We start from the raw sequence: 18,865 nt of genomic DNA, 5'->3' as shown, positions 1-18,865 counted from the left end.
GCGTCCAGGCTGGCAAAGCCATCTGCCGGCCATTGCGGGCAGTATTTCAACGTTCTAAACAGCGATTCCGAGTATGGATTGTCATTGCTCACACGCGGTCGGCCACGTGACGGTGTGATGCCCAGGTCATGCATCTTGCTCAACAGCGTCAGTGATTTCATCGGGGCACCATTGTCCGAGTGCAGTACCAGCGGTTCATGCAAACATTGCTCGCCGATCACGCTACGCTGCAGCAACGCAGCCGCCTTCTCACCGCTTTCCTCTTCGTAAACCTCCCAGCCCACAGCCTTGCGGCTGTAAATGTCCTCGATCAGGTACAAGTAGTAATACTTGCCACGCACCGGCGACAGGTAGGTGATGTCCCACGACCACACCTGATTCGCCCCCTTGGCCGTATGGGTCGTCGGTGCCGCATGCCGTCGCGGGCGCTGGCTACGACCTCGATGCTGTTGTTGACCCGCAGCCCGCAGCACCCGATAAAACGTGGCTTCCGATGCCAGATAGCGCTGTTGATCGGCCAGTCTCGGCACGATCTGACTCGGCGGCGTACGCCGGTGTGGTCGTTCGGGCGTCAGCCTGAATAGCCTCGGTTTCAGTCCAGCGCTGCAAGGTTCTGAGCGAGAGGCCGACTTCCTGGCAGGCCCTGATTTTCCGGGCTCCGGCCATTTGCGCTTCATTCAACCAGGTTACGAGTAACTGCCGCTCTGGCAAAGCCGTTAGCTGTCCTCGTTGTCGATCCCCCAGTAATCGTTGAGCTTTTTTCGCAGCACCAACAACGCGGCGGTTTCAGCCAGCGCCTTGTCTTTGCGGCGCAGTTCACGCTCAAGTTCCTGGATGCGTTTCTTGTCCTTACGGGCTTGTTCGCGATCGTCTTTTTGCTGGGCTTTTTCCGTCTTCTGGCCACTGATGAAGGCTTGCCTCCAGGCGCTGATTTGCTCGGGATACAGGCCTTTACGGCGGCAGTACTCACCCAGTTCAATCTCGGACAGGCCGGCGGCTTCAAGGACGACAGCAAACTTGATTTCGGCTGTCCAGTTCTGGGTCGATGAGGTGTTATCGGGCACTGCGTTTCCTTCAGAACCGACCTGCTTGCGCCAGTTCGACAAAGACATTTCGCTGACCCCTTCGCGCCGGGAAACCTCGGCCATCGACAGGTTGAGCGGAGGAAGCAGCATCTTGAGCAATGCGGCTTTGCGTTCAGGTGAATAGTACGGCACAAACAGTCTCTTTCCGCCCCCGATCTGCTTTTTCAGGAAAATTCGGAGAGGCGACAACTATCCTGACACCGGGGGCTTGTCCGCAACGCTATCAGGTCAAGACTGGCCATGCCCAATTTCTTCTGGCGTCTGTTGGAAAATCCCATAAGGCGCCCGATGGTCAGTCGCGTCGACCCGACTGGCTAGCCAATAACCTGTACATGATTTATATTTTTGTACAGGTTTTTGTAATGGGATGTAGGAAAAGTGACCCCCCTCGAAAAGCTGATTTCATGGCATGAAAGTTGGGCGCTGCGCAATCAGATCGTGAAATGCAAGAGCTGTGGCGCCGAGCAGTCCGAGAGCGATAGAGAGCTGGCGTTCGTTCATGAGCCGACCTGTCTGAATGCGAGATTCGCCACCAACCCCTGGCAGGCGTTGGACCAGGTGAGAGAGGCTTACTGGATACCGCCGAACACCGCGCCGGTGGATAAAGAAGTCAAGGTCGCTACTGTCATGCAGAAAATAGAGACAGACGACGAGATACAGGCCGATTAAAGGACAGTTCGGAAGCGTGGACTGCCCTTGATCCCTCATGATGCTCCCGGCTCGTAGTGGCGAAGTAATGATGCTAGATTCTGCGCGTTCAACGTGTGCGCTCATTTGCCCCACGGGAATACCTAACCTCTCTCAACCAATTCTGTGGATATGGACGTCAATGAACAAAACCAAGCTCTCGATTGCGCTGTCCTGCGCTGTTGCCATCGTGATGTTGAGTGGATGCGCTGCTTCTGTGAAAAGCGGCGGAACTGAGACACTGGTCATCCAGGAATCAGCCAAGCAGAACCTGGTCGTCAACTTCCAGGGAAACAGCAAGGTTGAACAGAACGAGGACTGGTCTCGCCTGAAGCAAGAATGGAGTGACGCCCTGCAAGCGGAAGCGACTCGCGCGGGCTACCACCTTGCCGAAGCCCAGCCGACAAGCCTCGACGGCAAAGACGGTGTGGGCATTAAAATCAACGTGAGCAATTTCCGTTACCTGACCCCAGGCGCACGCTACGGAGCTGGTGTCATGGTAGGCAATGCGTGGGTCAACTCCCGCGCAGATTATTCGGACTTGAAATCAGGCCATCTGATCGGCACACGGACCTATGACACGACATCGTCTGCTTGGGAGGGCGTCATGTCGGCCATGACCCAAAAGCAGGTTCAGGCTATTTCTCAGCAAATCATCAGTGACATCAAGAGTGCGAAAGCCAAGTAAGAAGATCCTGGCTTAGCGTGTCGACAGTTGGATCGGGCGTCGATCTCATGCCTTTTGCTGTGAAGCTTTGGAAAACGGATAGAAAGCACGTCCTGAGAAAGGGTTGATCAATGCCAAAAAAATATCAGGAAAGCAAAGCAGTGACTGCTGCTGACATTGAGCGCTCTATCCAGGCACTGAACAAAATGGCTGAACGCCTCTGGGGCGATGGTCGGGAAACTGAGGCGAAAGCGTTGCTCGATGCTTTGGATGCTTTAAATAGAGCGCTCGACCGGATCAGGATTGGAGAGAACCGCAGGGTGCTTCATTGACGGGAAGAGCAGGCCGCAACGCTTAATGCCATTCAGTTAAGCCACAAACCTGTGGGAGCAAAGCTTGCTCGCGATAACGACAGACCAGTCAACGTTGCTGCTGACTGACTGACTGACTGCAATCGCGAGCAAGCTTTGCTCCCACAGGTTTTGCGCCGTTTGATCCTTAACTTCAGAAACACCACACTAGGGCTCCGCTGGCCTCAGATAGGGCTCGATAAATCCACAGCCAAGGATCTCGTTCAGGCGTTGCGCATCGTTCATTCGGCGAAACAGCCCAATCGTCTTCCACGGCGCGTGACCATCTACATTGGGCGCTCCCAATCCGGCCAACAGGTCGGCGATCAGTATTGATCGGGTCTCGAAAGATATGCGTGTCAGCCCGGTGCTATTGCCGACGCCGGCATGGGCATGAGCCCCGGAAAAGGCAATCAGGCTCCCCGGAGCGATATCGACGGCAATCCCTTCCTGCGGGCTGATCGCTTCCAGTAAATGCGGAATGGCTTCGTCGGCATCCACGGCATTGCGCCCGTCTCGATGAGATCGCTGCAAAATGGCGCGCATATCGAAATCTGCGCTCGAATTACCGAGCGGTCGCTGCCAGAGGCCTGGATACAAGGCGACGGTACGCCCTGCCGCGATGGGATAGATGGGCGCCCACCAGTTGGTTTGTGCATAGATATTCGACCCCCAGGTATCGCGGTGAAACGCGATGGTGGCCGTCGGACGGGCACGCAGCGTCGACTGCCCTGGCTCGCAATGCGGCTGAAAACGCAAATGCAGGCGATCGCACGCCAAGGTATCGGGGGCGATGCCAAGGCTTTGCACGACGTCCTGCCAGCGCTGCTGGACCTCAGTCGAGCCTGCAAAGTCGTTCTGAATTTTCGCAAAGCGCTCAATCTGCTCAGGGTGACTCAGATGGCTATGGATTTGTTGCGGCGACCAGGGATGCAGCGCGTCTTCGAGTAACGCTCGCGTATATTCCACCAGCGCCGTCATGGGCTGCAGGTCAGCAAAGCGAATGATCTCGCCAGCATAGATCCGGTCATGCAATTGGCGAGCGGTGCTCGGTATGGCAAGCGAGCTGTACATGACTGGAAGTCCCCTGAAGATGCGCCCCCTGACTTTAGATCCACGCCGATTGTGGCGAAAGTGGCAGGTGGGGCGAAAAAGATCGGATCAGGCCCTGGGGACGTGAACAACAGGCGACCTTCAAGCCATGAATAAGGCGCTCATGGCAGTACTTGGCAGGCAGTTAACGGCCGAGGCTGTATCCCAGAACAACCAGCAAGTGCTGCGGCAAAAAATAACGAAAGTGATGATCCGCATGACCATGTCCTTATGTGCTCGATAACTCAAAAAAAAACCGACACAATGGCCGGGATTTTCGTGCACCCCTGTATGCGCAGGAGTGGCGGGATGGATGGTGGCTCATTGGCTTGCCGGGGACAAGCAGCTTTTAACTCGATCAATCCCGCCGCAGGCAACAGCGCCCGGGTCTTGAACGGGGGCGGTCCATTCGTTGTGTAGCCTCACTTGCAGCACGTCCCCGTCTTAGCTCACCTTGGGAAAGCACCTTATCTATCTATACTCAGCGCTCCCGCCCGAGCATCGATCGGGCACCTTCACGGACGAGGAGAATAGACATGGCTTCCAGCAGCACACTCGCTCCAAAAGATGAAAGCGGAATTGTCAGCGCTCTCAATGGCGTCGTCACGAAAACCGATGTGATTGCGAATGCGATAAGAACCGGTAGGCACATCAATGTGACGTTGGTCCGAGGAGGGAGTGCCGCAGGCTGCGGGGCTGCAGTCACTACCAAGAGCGCGGGAGGGGAGCCGGCCAATGCGGCGTGTGGGGCACCGACCGTGCAACAAATGATCAGTCAGGTGGGTGGCTCTCAGCCAGGGATACCTCAGGAGAAGTTGCCGGAGTTCACTTCTGTTGCGGCTAACTCCGCAAAATGGGCGCGGCGCGGTGGATGGCTTCTGGTGGAAATCAATACGAGTTATCTCATCGCTGGAGATGCTGGAGAATGCGGTTGGGTGTGCCTGAAGAACGCGCCTTTGGTTTCAGCGATTTATATTCCCCATCCTACTGCTGTGTCTGCGCCTGGAGGAAAAGCGCTGCCTAATGCCGACTGATGCCTCCCCCGATCAAAAAAACGCTGTCGTTTTACGCCGAGCATCGACCAGCGATCTAGAAGATCTGGTAGCCATTCGGATTGAGGCGATGCGCGAAAGTCTGGAACGGCTTGGGCGATTTGATCCTGATCGCGCCCGCCAACGGTTTCTTGAGGGTTTCGACGCCAGCAATACACGCCGCATAGAAGTATTAGGTGCTCTGGTCGGTTTTGTCGTTATCAAAGACCGTCAGAGCGAGTTTCTGCTTGACCACTTGTATGTAGTACCGAGCGCTCAAGGAGCAGGGATAGGCACTGAAGTTCTCACTCGGATCTTCAAAGAAGCAGATGAGATCGGACGATCAATCAGGGTTGGCGCTCTCAAGGAAAGCGCCTCAAATCGTTTTTACATTCGCCACGGTTTCGTATTCGTCGAAAGTAGCGAGTTTGATAATTATTATGTCCGAGCCAACAGCAAAGCCGTTAGTTTGGACCACTAGACGAGTCCCGATACAGCGACCGGTCAGATGGGGGGCGTCCTCAGCGGCGTGTTTCTAGCCATTGGTCTGCCACATCCCCCATCGTCAATGGCTCGCCACTCTTGATCCACGTCATAAAGGCGCGATCAAACTTGAATGCGTCGCCACACTCGCCGGTGAGGAACTGGCGTACCTTCTGCGTATTCCGGTAGTTCTTGTCGATAAGCGTGGAGCGGGTGATAGGTCCTGAGTGCCAATCGAAAGCCATGATCATTCCTTTGATGGATGCCGGTCCGTCCCGGCGTTCCATTGAAAATAGCATCCAGGCGCGATGTTTTCGAACAACGCCATTGCCAAGGCGATACCTGTGTTTAGGGGCTTGGATAGATGAACAACTATGAGCGCCCAATGCTCAACCCCTGGTCTGCTCCACTAACCACCCACTAAAAGCCCGCACCGCCGCCTGCCGCTCCCGCCCCGGCACGCACACCAGGCTATACCGTGCCCCCGGCAGGCGCACCTCAGGGCGATAGCCAACCAATTGCCCCCGCGCAAGCGCTTCGGCAACCAGCACATTACTGGCGAGCACCAGCCCATACCCGGCGATGGCGGCCTGCAGCGCATGTTGTTCCTCGTCATAACGTCGCAAGCGCGCGTTATCCAGCCAGCTCTGGGTGCCTGCCGCGGTACACCAGGCAAGCCAGTCGACCGCGGTGCTTGAGTGGCTCAACCAAGGTACGTCGATCAGCTCGACAGGTGAGTTCTTTACGGGCGGTTGCCAGTCTGGGCGGCAATAGACGCCGAAGTACTCATCCAACAACGGCTGTTCGATCAGCTGTGGCTCTGGAATGAACAAGGCGCGGATCGCCAAGTCGATGCTTGCGTCACGCTGGAGGTCTACCACGTCGCTGCTGCTGTGCAGGCTGACGTCGATATCCGGGTGCAACCGATGAAAATCCCCAAGCCGGGGTATCAACCACAGGCTGGCGAATGCCGGCGTGGTGCTCACCACCAGCGACTGCGCAGCACACGGTGGCGACAGCATCTGCAGGCCGTGTTGGATATCCAGCAGGGCCCGGTGGATGTGCGGGTGAAGGCGCTTGCCGTCGGCGCTCAGGCGCACGTTCTGGCTGGAGCGTTCGAACAGTTGCACGCCAAGGAAGGCCTCAAGGCTTTTGACCTGATGAGAGATCGCCGCCGGGGTGATGTTCAGTTCCTGGGCCGCTGCCTTGAAACTGCCTAGCCTTGCGGCAGACTCGAAGCCGCGCAGGGCGGTGAGGGGCAGTTTGGCGAACATGGGGATGGATGACTCAGGTTGAGCGTGGCTCAATTTAGCTCAATTGTGCGTGGGCGCTCAACTCGCCAGGCTGTGGTCTTCTCACACCAATTCGAGAGAGCCACGATGCAAGGCACCCCCCGCAAGATTCTCCAGGCGATTCTCTACGAGGCTGGCGGCGTGCTGTTCGTGGCGCCGGCCCTGGCGCTCACCTACGATCAAGGTCTGGTCTATTCAACCCAACTGTCATTGCTGATTTCTGCCGTCGCGCTGGCCTGGAACATGCTGTTCAACGGCCTGTTCGAATGGTGGGAGCGCCGCCAGTACCATCGCCATCGCAGTTGGCGACGACGCTTGCTTCACTCCTTGGGATTCGAGGGCGGATTGACGCTGATTCTGACTCCCGTGATTGGGGAGTGGCTGGGTATCAGCCTTTGGCTGGCATTGATCACTAACCTGGGGCTGTTTGCGTTTTTCTTTTTCTATTCGCTGGTTTTTCAATGGGGGTTTGATCGAGTGTTCGATGTACCGCTGTCGGCCCAGCCCGATCAGGACGCTGCGTCCAGTGCCAATACGCCCTGAGCCTGATGGGAGTCTTGGCTTGTCCGCTCTCAGTGATACTGCTAGTTTCACTGCATGACTTTCTATTGCCTCACCTCGACGACCACCACCACGACCGCTGAAAGCGGAGCGTGCGAGGTGTCGTGAACGATCAGTAGACGAACTTCAAAGGCCCGCCAGCGATGGACAGGGCCTTTTTTATCGCCTTGTGTCGGTGGCTCAAACGCAAGGAGATGCACCCATGCACGCACTGCTGATACTTGATGTCCAGGTTGGACTTGTCCATGGCCTGGAAAAGCCATGGCGCTGCGAGGCGTTGTTGAAAACCATCAACGCCCTGATGACGAAGGCACGCCGGGCTGGCGCTCCTGTTTTTCTGGCTCGGCACATCGGGCCTGCGGGTTCTCCCATTGAAGCAGGCAGCCCGCTGACGAACATTGCGCAAGAACTGGAACTGCAGGGTACAGAAGTGGTGTTTGAGAAGCGGCGGCCTAATGCTTTCGAGAAGACCGACCTGATGGGTGAGCTGCGGTCTCGCGGTGTGACGGGTGTAGTGGTCACTGGTATGAAGACTCAATATTGCGTAGACAGCACTTGTCGGGCTGCCCGCGATCTTGGCTTCGATGCCGTACTCGTCGCCGATGGTCATACCACTTCGGATTCACCTGTAATGAGCGCTGAGGACATCGTGGCTCATCACAATGCGACGCTGGATGGGCCGTTCTGCCAACTGGTTCCGGCAGAGGAGTGGGACTTCCAGTAGCGTGGCGGCCAAGTACCGGAGAGGTGGACGGACTGCGCAATTAATCCGTACCTCTTCCGGTCCCTCTGGCAAATTGGGAAGATTGCTCGACACCCTGCCGTATTTTTGGAATTCTCAATATGAAGCTTTTTCTGGGCGCGATAATCGTCGTGCTCCTGGCGGGATGTGCGACGTTTTCCGAAACCTTTAGTGATCACCCACGTTGCGGCGCTCATCCCTACTGCGGAACCTCCACGGATATCGAGCTGATCAAGGTTACGACGGATGAAAGCGCTGGCGTCTTTCGTGCATTGGCGCCGCTGGCGGTCATTGATCTGATGTTCAGTGTGGTCGCCGATACGGTGTTCCTGCCGTATACCGCATTTAATTGACCGGGTTGAAAATCCAGGAAGCATGGCCGTGAGAAACAGATTTATAGCGGGTGCGTTTTTTCTGCTGATAGCCATGACTGTTCAATCTGCCTACAGCAGTGGGGGAGACGAGTCCGAAGAGAACGCATCGTTGCTCTGCAAGATGCTGGATGGCCTGGATGCGTTGACCCAGGCCTCCGAGTTCTCGGCCAAGCAACGTACGGTCAATATCGTCATAGATGGTTCTTCAGAGGACGCCAACAAACTCTGCCCGGAGATCCTGGCTCTCGTCGAACAGAACGAGTTGGTCTTTGACCAAGGCTGGACTGTGGAAATCATCTCCTCCAACCCGGACTATGCCGTCATTGGAGCTTGTCCGTTGTCGTGAGGGGGACGTCATAGAAGTTGTATGCGGTTCCTGTTTATGATTTAAAGGAGCGGCTGCAAGTCGAGCATTGCGTAGCATCATAGAAACCGCGCCTGGAAGGCGCCGACCGAGAGAGGCGGATTGTCTCCAGGTATCTCAAAAGGATTTCAGCTATGAATCTGTCTCTTCAAGACATCGCACCTGACCAAGTCGACGCGCTTAAAACACAGTCTCAAGCGGCTTACGACGTAGAAGTCAAACGGCTGCAAGATCAGAACGTGCATCCTCACACCCTGGCTGGGTGCGGATCCCGACAGGGCATTTGTGGCTACTTCCGCTTCGAAAGTGGCGACAGCATTGACGGGGCCCACACCGAAACGATTCAGATCACGGCTTTGTCCGCCATGATCGGCCCAGATGCGCCTCAACAAGGCATCCGGGTGCGATTTTCAGGCCAGGCGACCGGCACGGGCACCCATTTGAATACCTCCAATCTGTACCTGTTGGGTACGGCGCCTGATGCCCTGAATCTCATCGGGGTCCAGTTGACACTACAGCTGTCGATAAGCGCTGGCTCAATCAAGGTGTACATCTTCGAAGGGACCCGCTTGCAGGCCGTGCTGGTCAATCCCCAGCAGTCCCCACCTGATTTCGACGGAGAGTTCTCCGGTAGCGGCGTCGGTACGTTCACGCAGGCGTGATGTAGTTCGGGCCCAGGGCCCTGGCGCATAAGCCAGGGCTTTCTTGGCACCTGTTCCTCGCTATCCCTTCGCATCTCCGGCAAAAGCCGTCAGGTACTCAGCAGCCTTCCGATATTTTTCAACCCGCTCCAGATCATTCTGGCTCGGGCTGTCTATCCGTGACAAATCACTGTTTTCCGCAAGGTCGGCCAGCTTCACCCGACGCGCCAGGGGATCACGGCCAGCCCTTTCGATGAAGGCCTGATAGGTCTCGCCTTCGCGCTTGGTGAGGGAGTCGATGGCGGCCAGAATCGCCTCGCTGAAACCTTCGCTGCGCAGGTCTGCGAGCGTCACGCGGGTGTCTTCGACCACGTCATGCAGCACCGCTACAATACGTTCGTCGTGATGCGACAGGCGCAACATGACTTTCAGCGGGTGCAGGATGTAAGGCGAGCCACCCTTATCGGTTTGCCCTTCATGGGCCCGGGCGGAAATCGCTATGGCTTTCTCAAGCGTACTCATGCCACCTCACTCGTTCTCCAGGGATGCTCGACGCGGGGACTGATCGACCGCACGGCAATCTTAGCGTCAGACAAGCGTCTTCGATATGAACGCGTTCACCGAAGCATGAGGTTATCGAATAGGGCCTCTTCGAATTATGTGCTTTTCGGAAGTTGTCTTCGGCTCGCATACTTGTTTCTTTCAAGCCGATTCTGAACGAGGCGCAGTCTTGTCAAACGTTGAACCTGCTCTGCATGAGTTGAAGCGCGAGTACATCTACGACGGCTTCAGGCAGTTGATGCCGATCTCGCTGTTCGTCGTCGTATTCGGGGTCGCTTTCGGCCTGGCCGCTGCGCAAACGGGCTTGAGTGATACGTCGGCGGTACTCATGAGCACGCTGGTTTTTGCCGGCGCTTCACAATTTGCCGCGCTGGATCTGTGGGGTGAACAGGTGCCCGTGGTGCCGTTGATCATCACCGTGTTCGCCATCAACGCCCGTCATCTGTTGATGGGCGCGACGCTCTACCCGTGGCTGCGGGAGTTGCCAATGGCCAAGCGCTACGGTGTGATGCTGGTGGTCTCGGATGCCAACTGGGCCATGGCGATGCAGGCGTTCAATGCTGGCAAACCGGGGTTCGGGTTGTTGTTCGGGGGCGGTATTGCGCTGTGGGCTGCCTGGATCCTGGGCAGTTGGCTGGGCCTGCATTTCGGCAGCGCCATCCAGAATCCCGTCAGTTTCGGACTCGACATGGTGATGGGGTGTTTCCTGCTGGCGATGGTGGTCGGCGGCAAGAAGAACCTGCGCATGTTCATCGTCTGGACCGTCGCGGCCTGCTCTTCGCTAATGGCTTACTGGTACTTGCCGGCTAACAGTCATGTCGTCGTGGGAGCTTTGGCCGGAGGGCTGTTGGGCGCGTTGTGGATGGAGAAAAAACAATGAATATCACAACGACGGGGTCTGGCACGCTGGTGATCATCCTGATCATGGCGCTCGTGACATTGGCGACTCGCTGGGGCGGGGTCTTCGTGATGTCGTTCGTACCGATCAACTATCGGGTGCAGCAGTTCATCACCGCCATGTCGGGCTCGGTACTGGTGGCGGTCCTGGCGCCGATGGCGGTCAAGGGAGATAACGGCGCACGCCTGGCCTTGCTCACCACGGCAGTTGTCATGCTGACCCTGAAGAAACCGTTGCCGGCCATTGCGGCGGGTATCCTTGCAGCGGCGTTGGTGAGGCAGTTCTGATATGCAAATCGCCCGCTTTCAGGCAGGCGATCAATCCATGTCATTAGGTCAGAAGCTCAGGGCTACGACTTCCCCGAATGAACGTTCCGGTACGCCAGCCATGAAGTGTAGCGGCATCTGCTGTTTCGCCTCTATCGGCGTAATTTCCAGACTGCCGACCACCTGAATGTGAAGCTCACTCAGCCGTATCGATTCCTCTTCCTTTGCCTTTGCCATTCTCGCGTGGTTCGCTGCGATTTCATTGAGAGTTGACACGGTACATCTCCAGTGGCCGACCAAGCGTGATTGAGTTGCCGCAGCGTCAGAATCTCGTCTTCCTGGCTGCTACGGCGATTGCGGCAAACCCCAAGCCAGACGTGGCCGAGCAAGGTCGGCCAGGTCTGGCAGGCGACGAATGGATTCGTACACCTGTGATGCTCAACCATGCCTCAACAATAAGTCATTAATAATGCATTTCATGTCATTGCAGCGAGCCGATACCCCGGCGGTGCCCGTCGAGGTGAACGTCGCTCCTATTGCGGGACGTTACTCAGTGGGTATTCGCGCCGAAGTGTGTTGATCGAGGCCTCGGGCTTCGATAGGCCACTACCACCCCGAGGCCGATCAGGCCGGTCGCCAACGCCAGCAGCAGAATCACTTTCTGCAATCCGATCGGTGCCGCCAGCAGCGCGACCAACAGGCCCGCCAGCGGTTGTGAAAGGTTGTTGAGCAGCGTGATTACGCCGACGGTCTTGCCGAAGTCCTGGGGCGGAATGACTTGCTGGCGGGTGCTGCGCATGTAGACGTTGAACATTTTGTCGAAGCCGACGACCAGCAGGAAACCCACCACGTAACCCCAGGCGTTCGGGCTGAGGGCGGTGAGGAAGGCTCCTGTGGCGATCAGCGTGTAGGACAGGATACCCAGCCACTTCAAGGGCAGCGTGAACCGTGCCAGGAGGAACAGGATGACGATGGTGGTCATGGCGCCGGCTGCCTGCAACCCGGCGTAATAGTCCTTGCCGGCGCTGTACTGGCCGATGACCATGGCCGCCGACGTGGCGAGGGTGACGCCAATGATCAGATTGACGCCCACCGCCAGGCTGATGATCCTCTTCAGTTCCGCCAGGTTGCGTATATGGCTGAAAGCGATGCGTAGCGGGTTCAGCCAGAGGTCCTGATGTTGCTCGAAGGTCTCCAGGGTGACCGAGCTGGTGCGCTGCCAGTACCGCATGGCCAGGTCCGCTGACAGAAACAGCGCGGAAATCGCCACTACCACCCAATGCCATGCCCACACGTCGAGCATCAGCGCGGCGAGCAGCGGGCCCAGTACCAGCCCGCCCTGGTCGGCGATCTGCGAGTAGGACAGGGTCTTGGTATAGGTGTAGTGCTTGAAGATGTGCGGCATCACCACTTCGCGGGCCATGATGCCCTGGGTGGTCAGCACGCCGCACACGGCCGAGAGGGCGATGATCCAGTAGAGGCCGCCAAAGATGCCGTAGAGTGCCGTGGCGACGGCGCATGCCACGGCGCGGTAGACCTGGCTGATGTGCAGGATACGGATGGGCGGGAACTTGTCGCACAACGCGCCGCAGATCGGGAACGACAAATAGCGCGGCAGGGATTCAACGAAGAAAGCCAAGCCCGCCCAGGAGACGCTGTTGGTGGTCTGGAACACAATCAACGGGACGATAAACAGCAAGATCTGGTCGGCCAGCCGGGAGAGGAACAATGAGGTGAAGAAGGCCAGGTAATCCTTGCGCATGGAGCTCCTTGATAACGTTCGTTGCCTCAGCGGCGGGGGAGGTGATGTGGAACTAATATCATCCCAAGCGTCCATATGTGCAGGGACCTTCCCTTTTTAGTGAGAACCATCATGCTCAAATCGCGTTCGTTGATTGCAGTGGTTACCTGCTTCGCCTTGGTGGCGGGGCCTGAAATTGCCGTCGCGGATCCGGGGAACGGCAAGGGAAACGCTCAGTTCGACCAGGGGCCAGGTCACGGGCAGGGCAAAGGAGGACAAGGCAACAAGGGCGGTCAAGGCAACTATGGTAACCAGGGTGGCAAGGGCAACGCTCACGGCGGTGGCGGTGGCGGCGACTGGCACAACGGGCCGAGTATCGACCGGGGCGGTATTATCGGTGTGATCGGCGGTTATCGTGATTATTGGAGCCCCGGTCCGGCCCTGCCACCGGGCATCCAGAAAAACCTCGCCCGGGGCAAGCCGATGCCGCCGGGCATCGCCAAGAAGCTGGACGGACGCCTGTTGGGACGCTTGCCGCACTACGATGGCTACGAGTGGCGGCAGGTGGGCACTGACCTGATTCTGGTGGCGATCGCCACTGGCATCATCTATGAAGTGCTGAACGGTGCGTTCGATTGAGACTCGGTCGAACCCGGCGTAGCAGCCTGTTGGCAGGCTGCTACGCCCTCAGTTTTCCACCTGCCGCAGGCGTTTGTACAAGGTATTGCGGCTGACCCCGAGTCGGCGCGCCAGGTGCGAGATGTTTCCGCCGACTGCCTGCAATTGGCGGTTCAGGTCTTCGGCATCGTTCAAGTCCACTGACAACGGCTCCGGTGCGTCCACCGGGTCCATCTCCAGGTCCACGAAGAAATCATCCGGCAGGTGTTCCGGGCGGATCGGCTGTTCTTCGGCCATCGCCAGGGCCACTTGCAGCACGCTGCTGACTTGTCGCAGGTTACCCGGCCACGGATGACGCTCGAACAGTTCCTGCACCTCGCGGCTCAGGCCGGCCCATTGGGTTGGCTCGCGATGATGTTCCCAGAGACGTTTGAACAGGGCTTGTTTGTCGCTGCGTTCGCGCAGGGGCGGAAGTTCCAGGGTCAGGCCGCCGATGCGGTAGTACAGATCTTCGCGGAAACGGCCCAGCTGCACTTGCTCGCGCAACGATCGGTTGGTGGCGGAGATGATGCGGATGTCCACCGGGAACAGCTCGGCGCTGCCCACCGGTTGCACGCAACGCTCCTGCAACACCCGCAGCAGGCGGGCCTGGGTCGGCAGGGGCATGTCGCCGATTTCGTCGAGGAACAATGTGCCGCGGTCGGCCTTGCGGATCAGGCCGATGCTGCCCTTCTGGTTGGCGCCGGTGAAGGCGCCTTTTTCGTAACCGAACAATTCCGATTCCACCAGCTCGGCCGGGATCGCCGCGCAGTTGACCGCAATGAATGGCTGCTGGCAACGGGAACTGGCCTGGTGCAGGGCCTTGACGAACACTTCCTTGCCGACGCCGGTCTCACCGTGGATCAACAGCGGAATGTCCTTTTCCAGCAAGCGTTCGGCCTGGCGCACGGCCTTTTCCACGCGGCTGTCACCAAAGTGCAGAGTATTGAGGCTGATGACGTGGCTGGCGGGAGCCGGGGTGGGCGAGGGGACTGGTTCGGTGAAGATGCGTGGCTTGATCGATACCTGGTTCGGGCGCTTGAGCATGCACTGGAAACGATTGCGCCCGGCTGCTTGCAGGGAGAATGGCAGGCCGTCGGGCTGGTTCAGCAGTTCCAGCAGCGAGACTTTGAACAGGCTTTCGATACTGACCCGCGACAGGCTCAGACCCAGCAGGTTATCGGCCCGGCGGTTGGCGGAAAGTATCTGGCCGCTCTCATCGAAAATCAGCAGGCCGGCCCATTGGCTGTCGAGGTTGTTCAATCCTGTGTTGAAGATCAATTGGAAGTGTTCACCGCGGAACAGGTTGAGAATCAGCCGGTTTTCCACGGTCTGGCTCATCATCTTGACCATGCCCAGGGTGTGGGAGGGCGGCAGGTAGCTGTCGCTGGACACGTCCAGTACGGCGATGACCTTGCGCTCGGCATCGAAGATCGGCGCGGCGGAACCGGTCATGAAGCGGTTGGCCTTGAGGAAGTGTTCATCGTGTTCAATGTGCACTGCCTGCTCACAGGCCAGTGCGGTGCCGATGGCGTTGGTGCCGGTGCAACGCTCCATCCAGCTAGCCCCGGCGCTGAACCCGTGGGCCAGTTTCGGTTCGATGAAACGCTGGGTGCCCCAGGAGGTGAGCACTTGGCCCTGATTGTCGGCCAGCATGATCAGGCAATTGGAGTTGCTGAGGATGTTCTCGTAGTACGGCAGGACTTCCTGGTGAGTGGTTTGCACCAGGGAATGCTGGCTTTCCAGCAATTGGGCAATGCCTTCGGCGGGCAATGGGTCGAAGGCCGGCGCGCTCTGGTGATTCAGGCCAAAGGCACGGCAGCGGGACCAGGAGGCCTGGATGATGGCGTCGTGGGACAAGGCAGGAGCTGGTGCGGCCATGGGGCACTCTCGCAGAAGCTGTTTTTATTGTTGTGGTGAGTTTCGCACAGACTCCTTGTGCTGGGGCAAGCCCCGATTGCCAGGTAGAACGCAAATCCTGTGTGGGAGCGAGCCTGCTCGCGATAGCGTCGGATCAGCTGCACCCATGTTGCCGATAGACCGCTATCGCGAGCAGGCTCGCTCCCACACAGGAGACTGTCCAACCCAGGAAAACGTTCATTCATTGTTGTTCAGAATTGTTCATTGTCAACCGGCGAATTGTTCAGTTGTTCAGTTTTGCTTGTTCACTTGTGTTCATCCGTGAACGTATTTTTCCGACGTAAATCGGTAAAACCCAATAAATTCAACAGGATGAGATTTCTGGCACGCCTTTCGCTTTTAATCTTCGGTCGCTTGACTCCCAAAAATAAAAAGGCCGAGCCATGTCATTAACGCTTGAGCACATTTGTCGCACCGTCGAGGGCCAGACCTGGATCGACGATGCCAACCTGAATTTCGAACCCGGATCCTTCAACGTTCTGTTGGGCCGCACATTGTCCGGCAAGACCAGCCTCATGCGCCTGATGGCCGGCCTGGACAAGCCCGACAGTGGTCGCATCCTGATGAATGGCGTTGATGTGACCAATCGCCCGGTGCGGCTGCGCAACGTATCGATGGTCTATCAGCAGTTCATCAACTACCCGACCATGACCGTTTTCGAAAACATCGCCTCGCCGTTGCGCCAGGCCGGTGTGTCCAACGAGGTGATCCAGAGCAAAGTGCTGGAAACCGCGAAGATGCTGCGGATCGAGAAGTTCCTGAAGCGCCATCCACTGGAACTGTCCGGCGGCCAGCAGCAGCGTACCGCCATGGCCCGCGCGCTGGTCAAGGATGCCGAGCTGATCCTGTTCGACGAGCCCCTGGTGAACCTGGACTACAAGCTGCGTGAAGAGCTTCGCCAGGAAATGCGTGAGCTGTTCCAGGCCCGTCACACCATCGCCGTCTATGCCACCACCGAGCCCAACGAAGCGTTGGCCCTGGGCGGCACCACCACCATTCTTCACGAAGGCCGGGTGATCCAGAGCGGCAAGGCGGCCTCGGTCTACCACCAGCCGCAAACCGTGCTGGCCGCCGAGCTGTTTTCCGAGCCGCCCATCAACCTCATGCCAGGACGCATTGCCGATAATGAAGTGAGCTTCGCCAACTTCGTGCACTTCCCGCTGAACGTCGACCTGCGTCCGGTGGGCGAGGGTGAATTCCGTTTCGGTGTGCGCCCCAGCCACATCTCGCTGGTGCCGAGCAACGACGACGACCTGGAACTGGCGGTGACCGTCGAGGTGGCCGAGATCAGCGGCTCGGAGACTTTCCTGCACGTACGCAACGAACACTTCCTGTTGGTGCTGCACCTGCCCGGCGTGCATGAGTACGACGTGGATGCGCCGATCCGTATCTACATCCCGACCCACAAACTGTTTGTCTTCGATGCCCAGGGCAAGTTGGTTCAGGCTCCGGGTCAGCGTATTGCGAGGGTTGCCTGATGGCTGAAATTCATTTGCAGAACCTCGCCCACAGTTACACCAGCACTCCGGCGGGCCCCGAGGATTACGCGATCCGCGAGATGAACCACGTCTGGGAACAGGGCGGCGCCTATGCGTTGCTCGGGCCTTCAGGGTGCGGTAAATCCACCTTGCTCAACATCATTTCCGGCTTGCTCAGCCCTTCCGAGGGCCAGGTAAAGTTCGACAACAAAGTCGTCAACGACATGAGCCCGGAGCAGCGTAACATCGCCCAGGTATTCCAGTTCCCGGTGGTGTACGACACCATGACGGTGTTCGACAACCTGGCGTTTCCGCTGCGCAACCAGGGCATGGCCGAAGCGAAAATCCACACCAAGGTGCAGGAAATTGCCGAGGTCCTCGACCTGCAGAGTCTGTTGGACAAGAAGGCTCGCAACCTCACAGCCGATGAGAAACAGAAAGTCTCCATGGGCCGTGGGCTGGTGCGCGACGACGTGTCGGCGATCCTGTTCGACGAACCGCTGACGGTGATCGACCCGCACCTGAAGTGGAAGCTGCGGCGCAAGCTCAAGCAGATTCACGAGCAGTTCAACATCACCATGGTCTACGTCACCCACGACCAGTTGGAAGCATCGACCTTCGCCGACAAGATCGCGGTGATGTATGGCGGTCAGATCGTGCAGTTCGGCACGCCCCGGGAGTTGTTCGAGCGTCCGAGCCACACCTTTGTCGGCTACTTCATTGGCAGTCCGGGAATGAACCTGATCGAGGTCACCGTGCAACCCGGCGGCGTCGGTTTCGGCTCGACCCATCTGCCGCTGTCCGAAACCTTGCAGAAGCGGGTGGCCGAGGCTGAAGGCAAAACCCTGAAAGTCGGTATCCGCCCTGAGTTCGTCCACGTCTGGGAGGGCCCCTACGACGACGCGATGCGCGCCGAGGTGATGCATGTCGAAGACCTGGGCACCTATAAGATTCTGACTCTCAGTCTCGACGGCGTGCCGCTGAAGGTGCGCCTGGCCGAAGACAAACCGGTGCCGGAAGGCACGGCGTATATCAGCTTCCCGGCCCAATGGCTGATGGTCTATGCCGATGAATATTTGCTGGAACCGTTGAGCGAGGTGCAGCCATGAACAAGGTGCAGAACAACAAGGCCTGGTGGCTGGTGTTGCCAGTGTTCCTGCTGGTGGCCTTCAGTGCGGTGATCCCGATGATGACCGTGGTCAACTATTCGGTGCAGGACATCTTCGACCAGTCCAGCCGCTACTTCGTCGGTGCCGACTGGTACAAGCAAGTACTGATGGACCCACGGTTGCACGACTCGCTGCTGCGCCAGTTCATCTATTCGGCGTGCGTGCTGTTGATCGAAATCCCCCTGGGCATCGCCATCGCCCTGACCATGCCGACCAAGGGCAAATGGTCGTCCCTGGTGTTGATCATCCTGGCGATCCCGCTGCTGATCCCATGGAACGTGGTCGGTACGATCTGGCAGATTTTCGGTCGCGGCGATATCGGCCTGCTCGGCTGGACCCTCAACGCCCTCGGTATCAACTATAACTATGCGGCCAACACCATGGACGCCTGGGTGACGGTGCTGGTGATGGACGTCTGGCACTGGACCTCGCTGGTGGCGCTGCTGTGCTACTCCGGGCTGCGGGCGATCCCGGATGTGTATTACCAGGCGGCGCGGATCGATCGGGCGTCCAACTGGGCGGTGTTCCGGCACATCCAGTTGCCGAAGATGAAGAGCGTGCTGCTGATCGCGGTGATGCTGCGCTTCATGGACAGTTTCATGATCTACACCGAACCGTTCGTGCTCACCGGCGGCGGCCCGGGTAACGCCACCACGTTCCTGAGCCAGACCCTGACGCAGATGGCCATCGGTCAGTTCGACCTGGGGCCGGCGGCAGCGTTTTCCCTGGTGTACTTCCTGATCATTCTGTTGGTGTCGTGGTTGTTCTACACCGCCATGACTCACTCCGACGCCAACCGTTGAGGC

At 58.1% G+C, this 18,865-nt stretch carries 23 protein-coding genes and 1 pseudogene; 16 read left to right on the top strand and 8 right to left on the bottom strand.

The genetic code is table 11. From position 1 onward, the window contains the following. Positions 1 to 1,217: pseudogene (locus AD665_RS27230) on the bottom strand (IS3 family transposase); the annotation flags it as partial. Positions 1,218 to 1,463: 246 nt separating this feature from the next. Between AD665_RS27230 and AD665_RS25655 the strand changes: the two are divergent. The 3 genes from AD665_RS25655 (at position 1,464) to AD665_RS25645 (ending at position 2,771) form a co-directional block, all read left to right on the top strand. Continuing rightward, positions 1,464 to 1,754 (top strand): hypothetical protein, encoded by a 291-nt coding sequence (locus AD665_RS25655; protein ID WP_053194323.1) that lies wholly within the window; start codon positions 1,464 to 1,466, stop codon positions 1,752 to 1,754. A 160-nt stretch (positions 1,755 to 1,914) separates the two neighbouring features. Further along, positions 1,915 to 2,460: a DUF4410 domain-containing protein gene (locus tag AD665_RS25650; RefSeq protein WP_053194322.1), complete on the top strand. Its 546-nt coding sequence runs from the start codon at positions 1,915 to 1,917 to the stop codon at positions 2,458 to 2,460. Positions 2,461 to 2,570: 110 nt separating this feature from the next. Then, complete coding sequence (locus tag AD665_RS25645) at positions 2,571 to 2,771, top strand: hypothetical protein (RefSeq protein ID WP_024776436.1); 201 nt, start codon at positions 2,571 to 2,573, stop codon at positions 2,769 to 2,771. Positions 2,772 to 2,957: 186 nt separating this feature from the next. Here AD665_RS25645 and AD665_RS25640 read toward each other — a convergent pair whose 3' ends face one another. Beyond that, entirely contained in the window at positions 2,958 to 3,863 is a 906-nt protein-coding gene (locus AD665_RS25640; RefSeq protein ID WP_024776437.1) for a hypothetical protein, read from the bottom strand. Between the two features lie 554 nt (positions 3,864 to 4,417). Between AD665_RS25640 and AD665_RS27495 the strand changes: the two genes are divergently transcribed. Together AD665_RS27495 and AD665_RS25635 are read left to right on the top strand one after the other, a co-directional pair. Continuing rightward, entirely contained in the window at positions 4,418 to 4,915 is a 498-nt protein-coding gene (locus AD665_RS27495; RefSeq protein ID WP_055135377.1) for a hypothetical protein, read from the top strand. Then, positions 4,905 to 5,393 carry a GNAT family N-acetyltransferase gene (locus AD665_RS25635; protein WP_024776438.1) on the top strand — a complete coding sequence of 163 codons (489 nt, stop codon included), beginning with the start codon at positions 4,905 to 4,907 and terminating at the stop codon, positions 5,391 to 5,393. Before AD665_RS27495 ends, AD665_RS25635 begins: the two co-directional genes overlap by 11 nt. Positions 5,394 to 5,433: 40 nt before the next feature. On the opposite strand, the gene AD665_RS25630 is transcribed toward AD665_RS25635, so the two are convergent. Together AD665_RS25630 and AD665_RS25625 are read right to left on the bottom strand one after the other, a co-directional pair. Further along, the gene (locus tag AD665_RS25630; RefSeq protein WP_024776439.1) at positions 5,434 to 5,640 is read right to left on the bottom strand and encodes a DUF6434 domain-containing protein; all 207 of its coding nucleotides are present in this window, start codon (positions 5,638 to 5,640) and stop codon (positions 5,434 to 5,436) included. A gap of 144 nt (positions 5,641 to 5,784) precedes the next feature. After that, positions 5,785 to 6,669: a LysR substrate-binding domain-containing protein gene (locus AD665_RS25625; protein WP_053194321.1), complete on the bottom strand. Its 885-nt coding sequence runs from the start codon at positions 6,667 to 6,669 to the stop codon at positions 5,785 to 5,787. Between the two features lie 105 nt (positions 6,670 to 6,774). On the opposite strand from AD665_RS25625, the gene AD665_RS25620 reads away from it, so the two are divergent. The 5 genes from AD665_RS25620 to AD665_RS25600 all read left to right on the top strand — a co-directional run bounded on the left by AD665_RS25620 (position 6,775) and on the right by AD665_RS25600 (position 9,390). Continuing rightward, a complete protein-coding gene (locus tag AD665_RS25620; protein ID WP_053194320.1) occupies positions 6,775 to 7,230 on the top strand; it encodes a PACE efflux transporter in 456 nt (151 codons plus the stop codon). A gap of 220 nt (positions 7,231 to 7,450) precedes the next feature. Beyond that, positions 7,451 to 7,972 (top strand): cysteine hydrolase family protein, encoded by a 522-nt coding sequence (locus tag AD665_RS25615; RefSeq protein ID WP_053194319.1) that lies wholly within the window; start codon positions 7,451 to 7,453, stop codon positions 7,970 to 7,972. 119 nt (positions 7,973 to 8,091) lie between these two features. After that, the gene (locus AD665_RS25610) at positions 8,092 to 8,343 is read left to right on the top strand and encodes a YceK/YidQ family lipoprotein (RefSeq protein ID WP_053194318.1); all 252 of its coding nucleotides are present in this window, start codon (positions 8,092 to 8,094) and stop codon (positions 8,341 to 8,343) included. A 73-nt stretch (positions 8,344 to 8,416) separates the two neighbouring features. After that, the gene (locus AD665_RS25605) at positions 8,417 to 8,710 is read left to right on the top strand and encodes a hypothetical protein (RefSeq protein ID WP_231995021.1); all 294 of its coding nucleotides are present in this window, start codon (positions 8,417 to 8,419) and stop codon (positions 8,708 to 8,710) included. A gap of 152 nt (positions 8,711 to 8,862) precedes the next feature. After that, positions 8,863 to 9,390, top strand: coding sequence for a hypothetical protein (locus tag AD665_RS25600; protein ID WP_024776444.1), 528 nt, complete (start codon positions 8,863 to 8,865; stop codon positions 9,388 to 9,390). 60 nt (positions 9,391 to 9,450) lie between these two features. Here the strand turns inward: AD665_RS25600 and AD665_RS25595 are convergent, their stop codons facing one another. Next, the gene (locus AD665_RS25595) at positions 9,451 to 9,891 is read right to left on the bottom strand and encodes an HD domain-containing protein (protein ID WP_053194317.1); all 441 of its coding nucleotides are present in this window, start codon (positions 9,889 to 9,891) and stop codon (positions 9,451 to 9,453) included. Between the two features lie 208 nt (positions 9,892 to 10,099). Here AD665_RS25595 and AD665_RS25590 point away from each other — a divergent pair, with 208 nt between their 5' ends. Next, entirely contained in the window at positions 10,100 to 10,810 is a 711-nt protein-coding gene (locus AD665_RS25590) for an AzlC family ABC transporter permease (RefSeq protein WP_024776446.1), read from the top strand. After that, positions 10,807 to 11,115 (top strand): AzlD family protein, encoded by a 309-nt coding sequence (locus AD665_RS25585; protein WP_024776447.1) that lies wholly within the window; start codon positions 10,807 to 10,809, stop codon positions 11,113 to 11,115. The genes AD665_RS25590 and AD665_RS25585 overlap by 4 nt, the downstream gene beginning before the upstream one ends. Positions 11,116 to 11,163: 48 nt before the next feature. Here AD665_RS25585 and AD665_RS25580 read toward each other — a convergent pair whose 3' ends face one another. Next, a complete protein-coding gene (locus tag AD665_RS25580) occupies positions 11,164 to 11,370 on the bottom strand; it encodes a hypothetical protein (protein WP_024776448.1) in 207 nt (68 codons plus the stop codon). Between the two features lie 274 nt (positions 11,371 to 11,644). After that, positions 11,645 to 12,856 carry an MFS transporter gene (locus tag AD665_RS25575; protein WP_053194316.1) on the bottom strand — a complete coding sequence of 404 codons (1,212 nt, stop codon included), beginning with the start codon at positions 12,854 to 12,856 and terminating at the stop codon, positions 11,645 to 11,647. Between the two features lie 111 nt (positions 12,857 to 12,967). Here AD665_RS25575 and AD665_RS25570 point away from each other — a divergent pair, with 111 nt between their 5' ends. After that, positions 12,968 to 13,474, top strand: a complete 507-nt coding sequence (locus tag AD665_RS25570) for an anti-virulence regulator CigR family protein (protein ID WP_024776449.1) — start codon at positions 12,968 to 12,970, stop codon at positions 13,472 to 13,474. Between the two features lie 48 nt (positions 13,475 to 13,522). Here the strand turns inward: AD665_RS25570 and AD665_RS25565 are convergent, their stop codons facing one another. Beyond that, a complete protein-coding gene (locus AD665_RS25565; RefSeq protein WP_024776450.1) occupies positions 13,523 to 15,373 on the bottom strand; it encodes a sigma-54-dependent Fis family transcriptional regulator in 1,851 nt (616 codons plus the stop codon). Positions 15,374 to 15,795: 422 nt separating this feature from the next. Between AD665_RS25565 and AD665_RS25560 the strand changes: the two genes are divergently transcribed. From AD665_RS25560 to AD665_RS25550, 3 genes are read left to right on the top strand one after another with little or no spacing between them, the layout of a single operon-like run. Next, the gene (locus AD665_RS25560; RefSeq protein WP_024776451.1) at positions 15,796 to 16,890 is read left to right on the top strand and encodes an ABC transporter ATP-binding protein; all 1,095 of its coding nucleotides are present in this window, start codon (positions 15,796 to 15,798) and stop codon (positions 16,888 to 16,890) included. Then, complete coding sequence (locus tag AD665_RS25555) at positions 16,890 to 17,999, top strand: ABC transporter ATP-binding protein (RefSeq protein WP_053194315.1); 1,110 nt, start codon at positions 16,890 to 16,892, stop codon at positions 17,997 to 17,999. The genes AD665_RS25560 and AD665_RS25555 overlap by 1 nt, the downstream gene beginning before the upstream one ends. Further along, entirely contained in the window at positions 17,996 to 18,862 is an 867-nt protein-coding gene (locus AD665_RS25550; RefSeq protein ID WP_024776453.1) for a carbohydrate ABC transporter permease, read from the top strand. The genes AD665_RS25555 and AD665_RS25550 overlap by 4 nt, the downstream gene beginning before the upstream one ends. The last annotated feature ends 3 nt before the right edge of the window (positions 18,863 to 18,865 follow it).

Origin of the sequence: Pseudomonas corrugata, assembly GCF_001269905.1 — a bacterium.
GTDB lineage: Bacteria > Pseudomonadota > Gammaproteobacteria > Pseudomonadales > Pseudomonadaceae > Aquipseudomonas > Aquipseudomonas corrugata.
Note: the sequence above shows the minus strand (reverse complement) of the source record. Positions and strands in the feature narration are given on the sequence as shown.

What these genes read in the sequence shown, in the direction of transcription:
- AD665_RS25650 (WP_053194322.1), top strand. Translation starts at nt 1,915, where the DNA reads ATGAACAAAACCAAGCTCTCGATTGCGCTGTCCTGCGCTGTTGCCATC.
- AD665_RS25645 (WP_024776436.1), top strand. Translation starts at nt 2,571, where the DNA reads ATGCCAAAAAAATATCAGGAAAGCAAAGCAGTGACTGCTGCTGACATT.
- AD665_RS25640 (WP_024776437.1), bottom strand. Translation starts at nt 3,863, where the DNA reads ATGTACAGCTCGCTTGCCATACCGAGCACCGCTCGCCAATTGCATGAC.
- AD665_RS27495 (WP_055135377.1), top strand. Translation starts at nt 4,418, where the DNA reads ATGGCTTCCAGCAGCACACTCGCTCCAAAAGATGAAAGCGGAATTGTC.
- AD665_RS25635 (WP_024776438.1), top strand. Translation starts at nt 4,905, where the DNA reads ATGCCGACTGATGCCTCCCCCGATCAAAAAAACGCTGTCGTTTTACGC.
- AD665_RS25630 (WP_024776439.1), bottom strand. Translation starts at nt 5,640, where the DNA reads ATGGCTTTCGATTGGCACTCAGGACCTATCACCCGCTCCACGCTTATC.
- AD665_RS25625 (WP_053194321.1), bottom strand. Translation starts at nt 6,669, where the DNA reads ATGTTCGCCAAACTGCCCCTCACCGCCCTGCGCGGCTTCGAGTCTGCC.
- AD665_RS25620 (WP_053194320.1), top strand. Translation starts at nt 6,775, where the DNA reads ATGCAAGGCACCCCCCGCAAGATTCTCCAGGCGATTCTCTACGAGGCT.
- AD665_RS25615 (WP_053194319.1), top strand. Translation starts at nt 7,451, where the DNA reads ATGCACGCACTGCTGATACTTGATGTCCAGGTTGGACTTGTCCATGGC.
- AD665_RS25610 (WP_053194318.1), top strand. Translation starts at nt 8,092, where the DNA reads ATGAAGCTTTTTCTGGGCGCGATAATCGTCGTGCTCCTGGCGGGATGT.
- AD665_RS25605 (WP_231995021.1), top strand. Translation starts at nt 8,417, where the DNA reads ATGACTGTTCAATCTGCCTACAGCAGTGGGGGAGACGAGTCCGAAGAG.
- AD665_RS25600 (WP_024776444.1), top strand. Translation starts at nt 8,863, where the DNA reads ATGAATCTGTCTCTTCAAGACATCGCACCTGACCAAGTCGACGCGCTT.
- AD665_RS25595 (WP_053194317.1), bottom strand. Translation starts at nt 9,891, where the DNA reads ATGAGTACGCTTGAGAAAGCCATAGCGATTTCCGCCCGGGCCCATGAA.
- AD665_RS25585 (WP_024776447.1), top strand. Translation starts at nt 10,807, where the DNA reads ATGAATATCACAACGACGGGGTCTGGCACGCTGGTGATCATCCTGATC.
- AD665_RS25575 (WP_053194316.1), bottom strand. Translation starts at nt 12,856, where the DNA reads ATGCGCAAGGATTACCTGGCCTTCTTCACCTCATTGTTCCTCTCCCGG.
- AD665_RS25570 (WP_024776449.1), top strand. Translation starts at nt 12,968, where the DNA reads ATGCTCAAATCGCGTTCGTTGATTGCAGTGGTTACCTGCTTCGCCTTG.
- AD665_RS25565 (WP_024776450.1), bottom strand. Translation starts at nt 15,373, where the DNA reads ATGGCCGCACCAGCTCCTGCCTTGTCCCACGACGCCATCATCCAGGCC.
- AD665_RS25560 (WP_024776451.1), top strand. Translation starts at nt 15,796, where the DNA reads ATGTCATTAACGCTTGAGCACATTTGTCGCACCGTCGAGGGCCAGACC.
- AD665_RS25555 (WP_053194315.1), top strand. Translation starts at nt 16,890, where the DNA reads ATGGCTGAAATTCATTTGCAGAACCTCGCCCACAGTTACACCAGCACT.
- AD665_RS25550 (WP_024776453.1), top strand. Translation starts at nt 17,996, where the DNA reads ATGAACAAGGTGCAGAACAACAAGGCCTGGTGGCTGGTGTTGCCAGTG.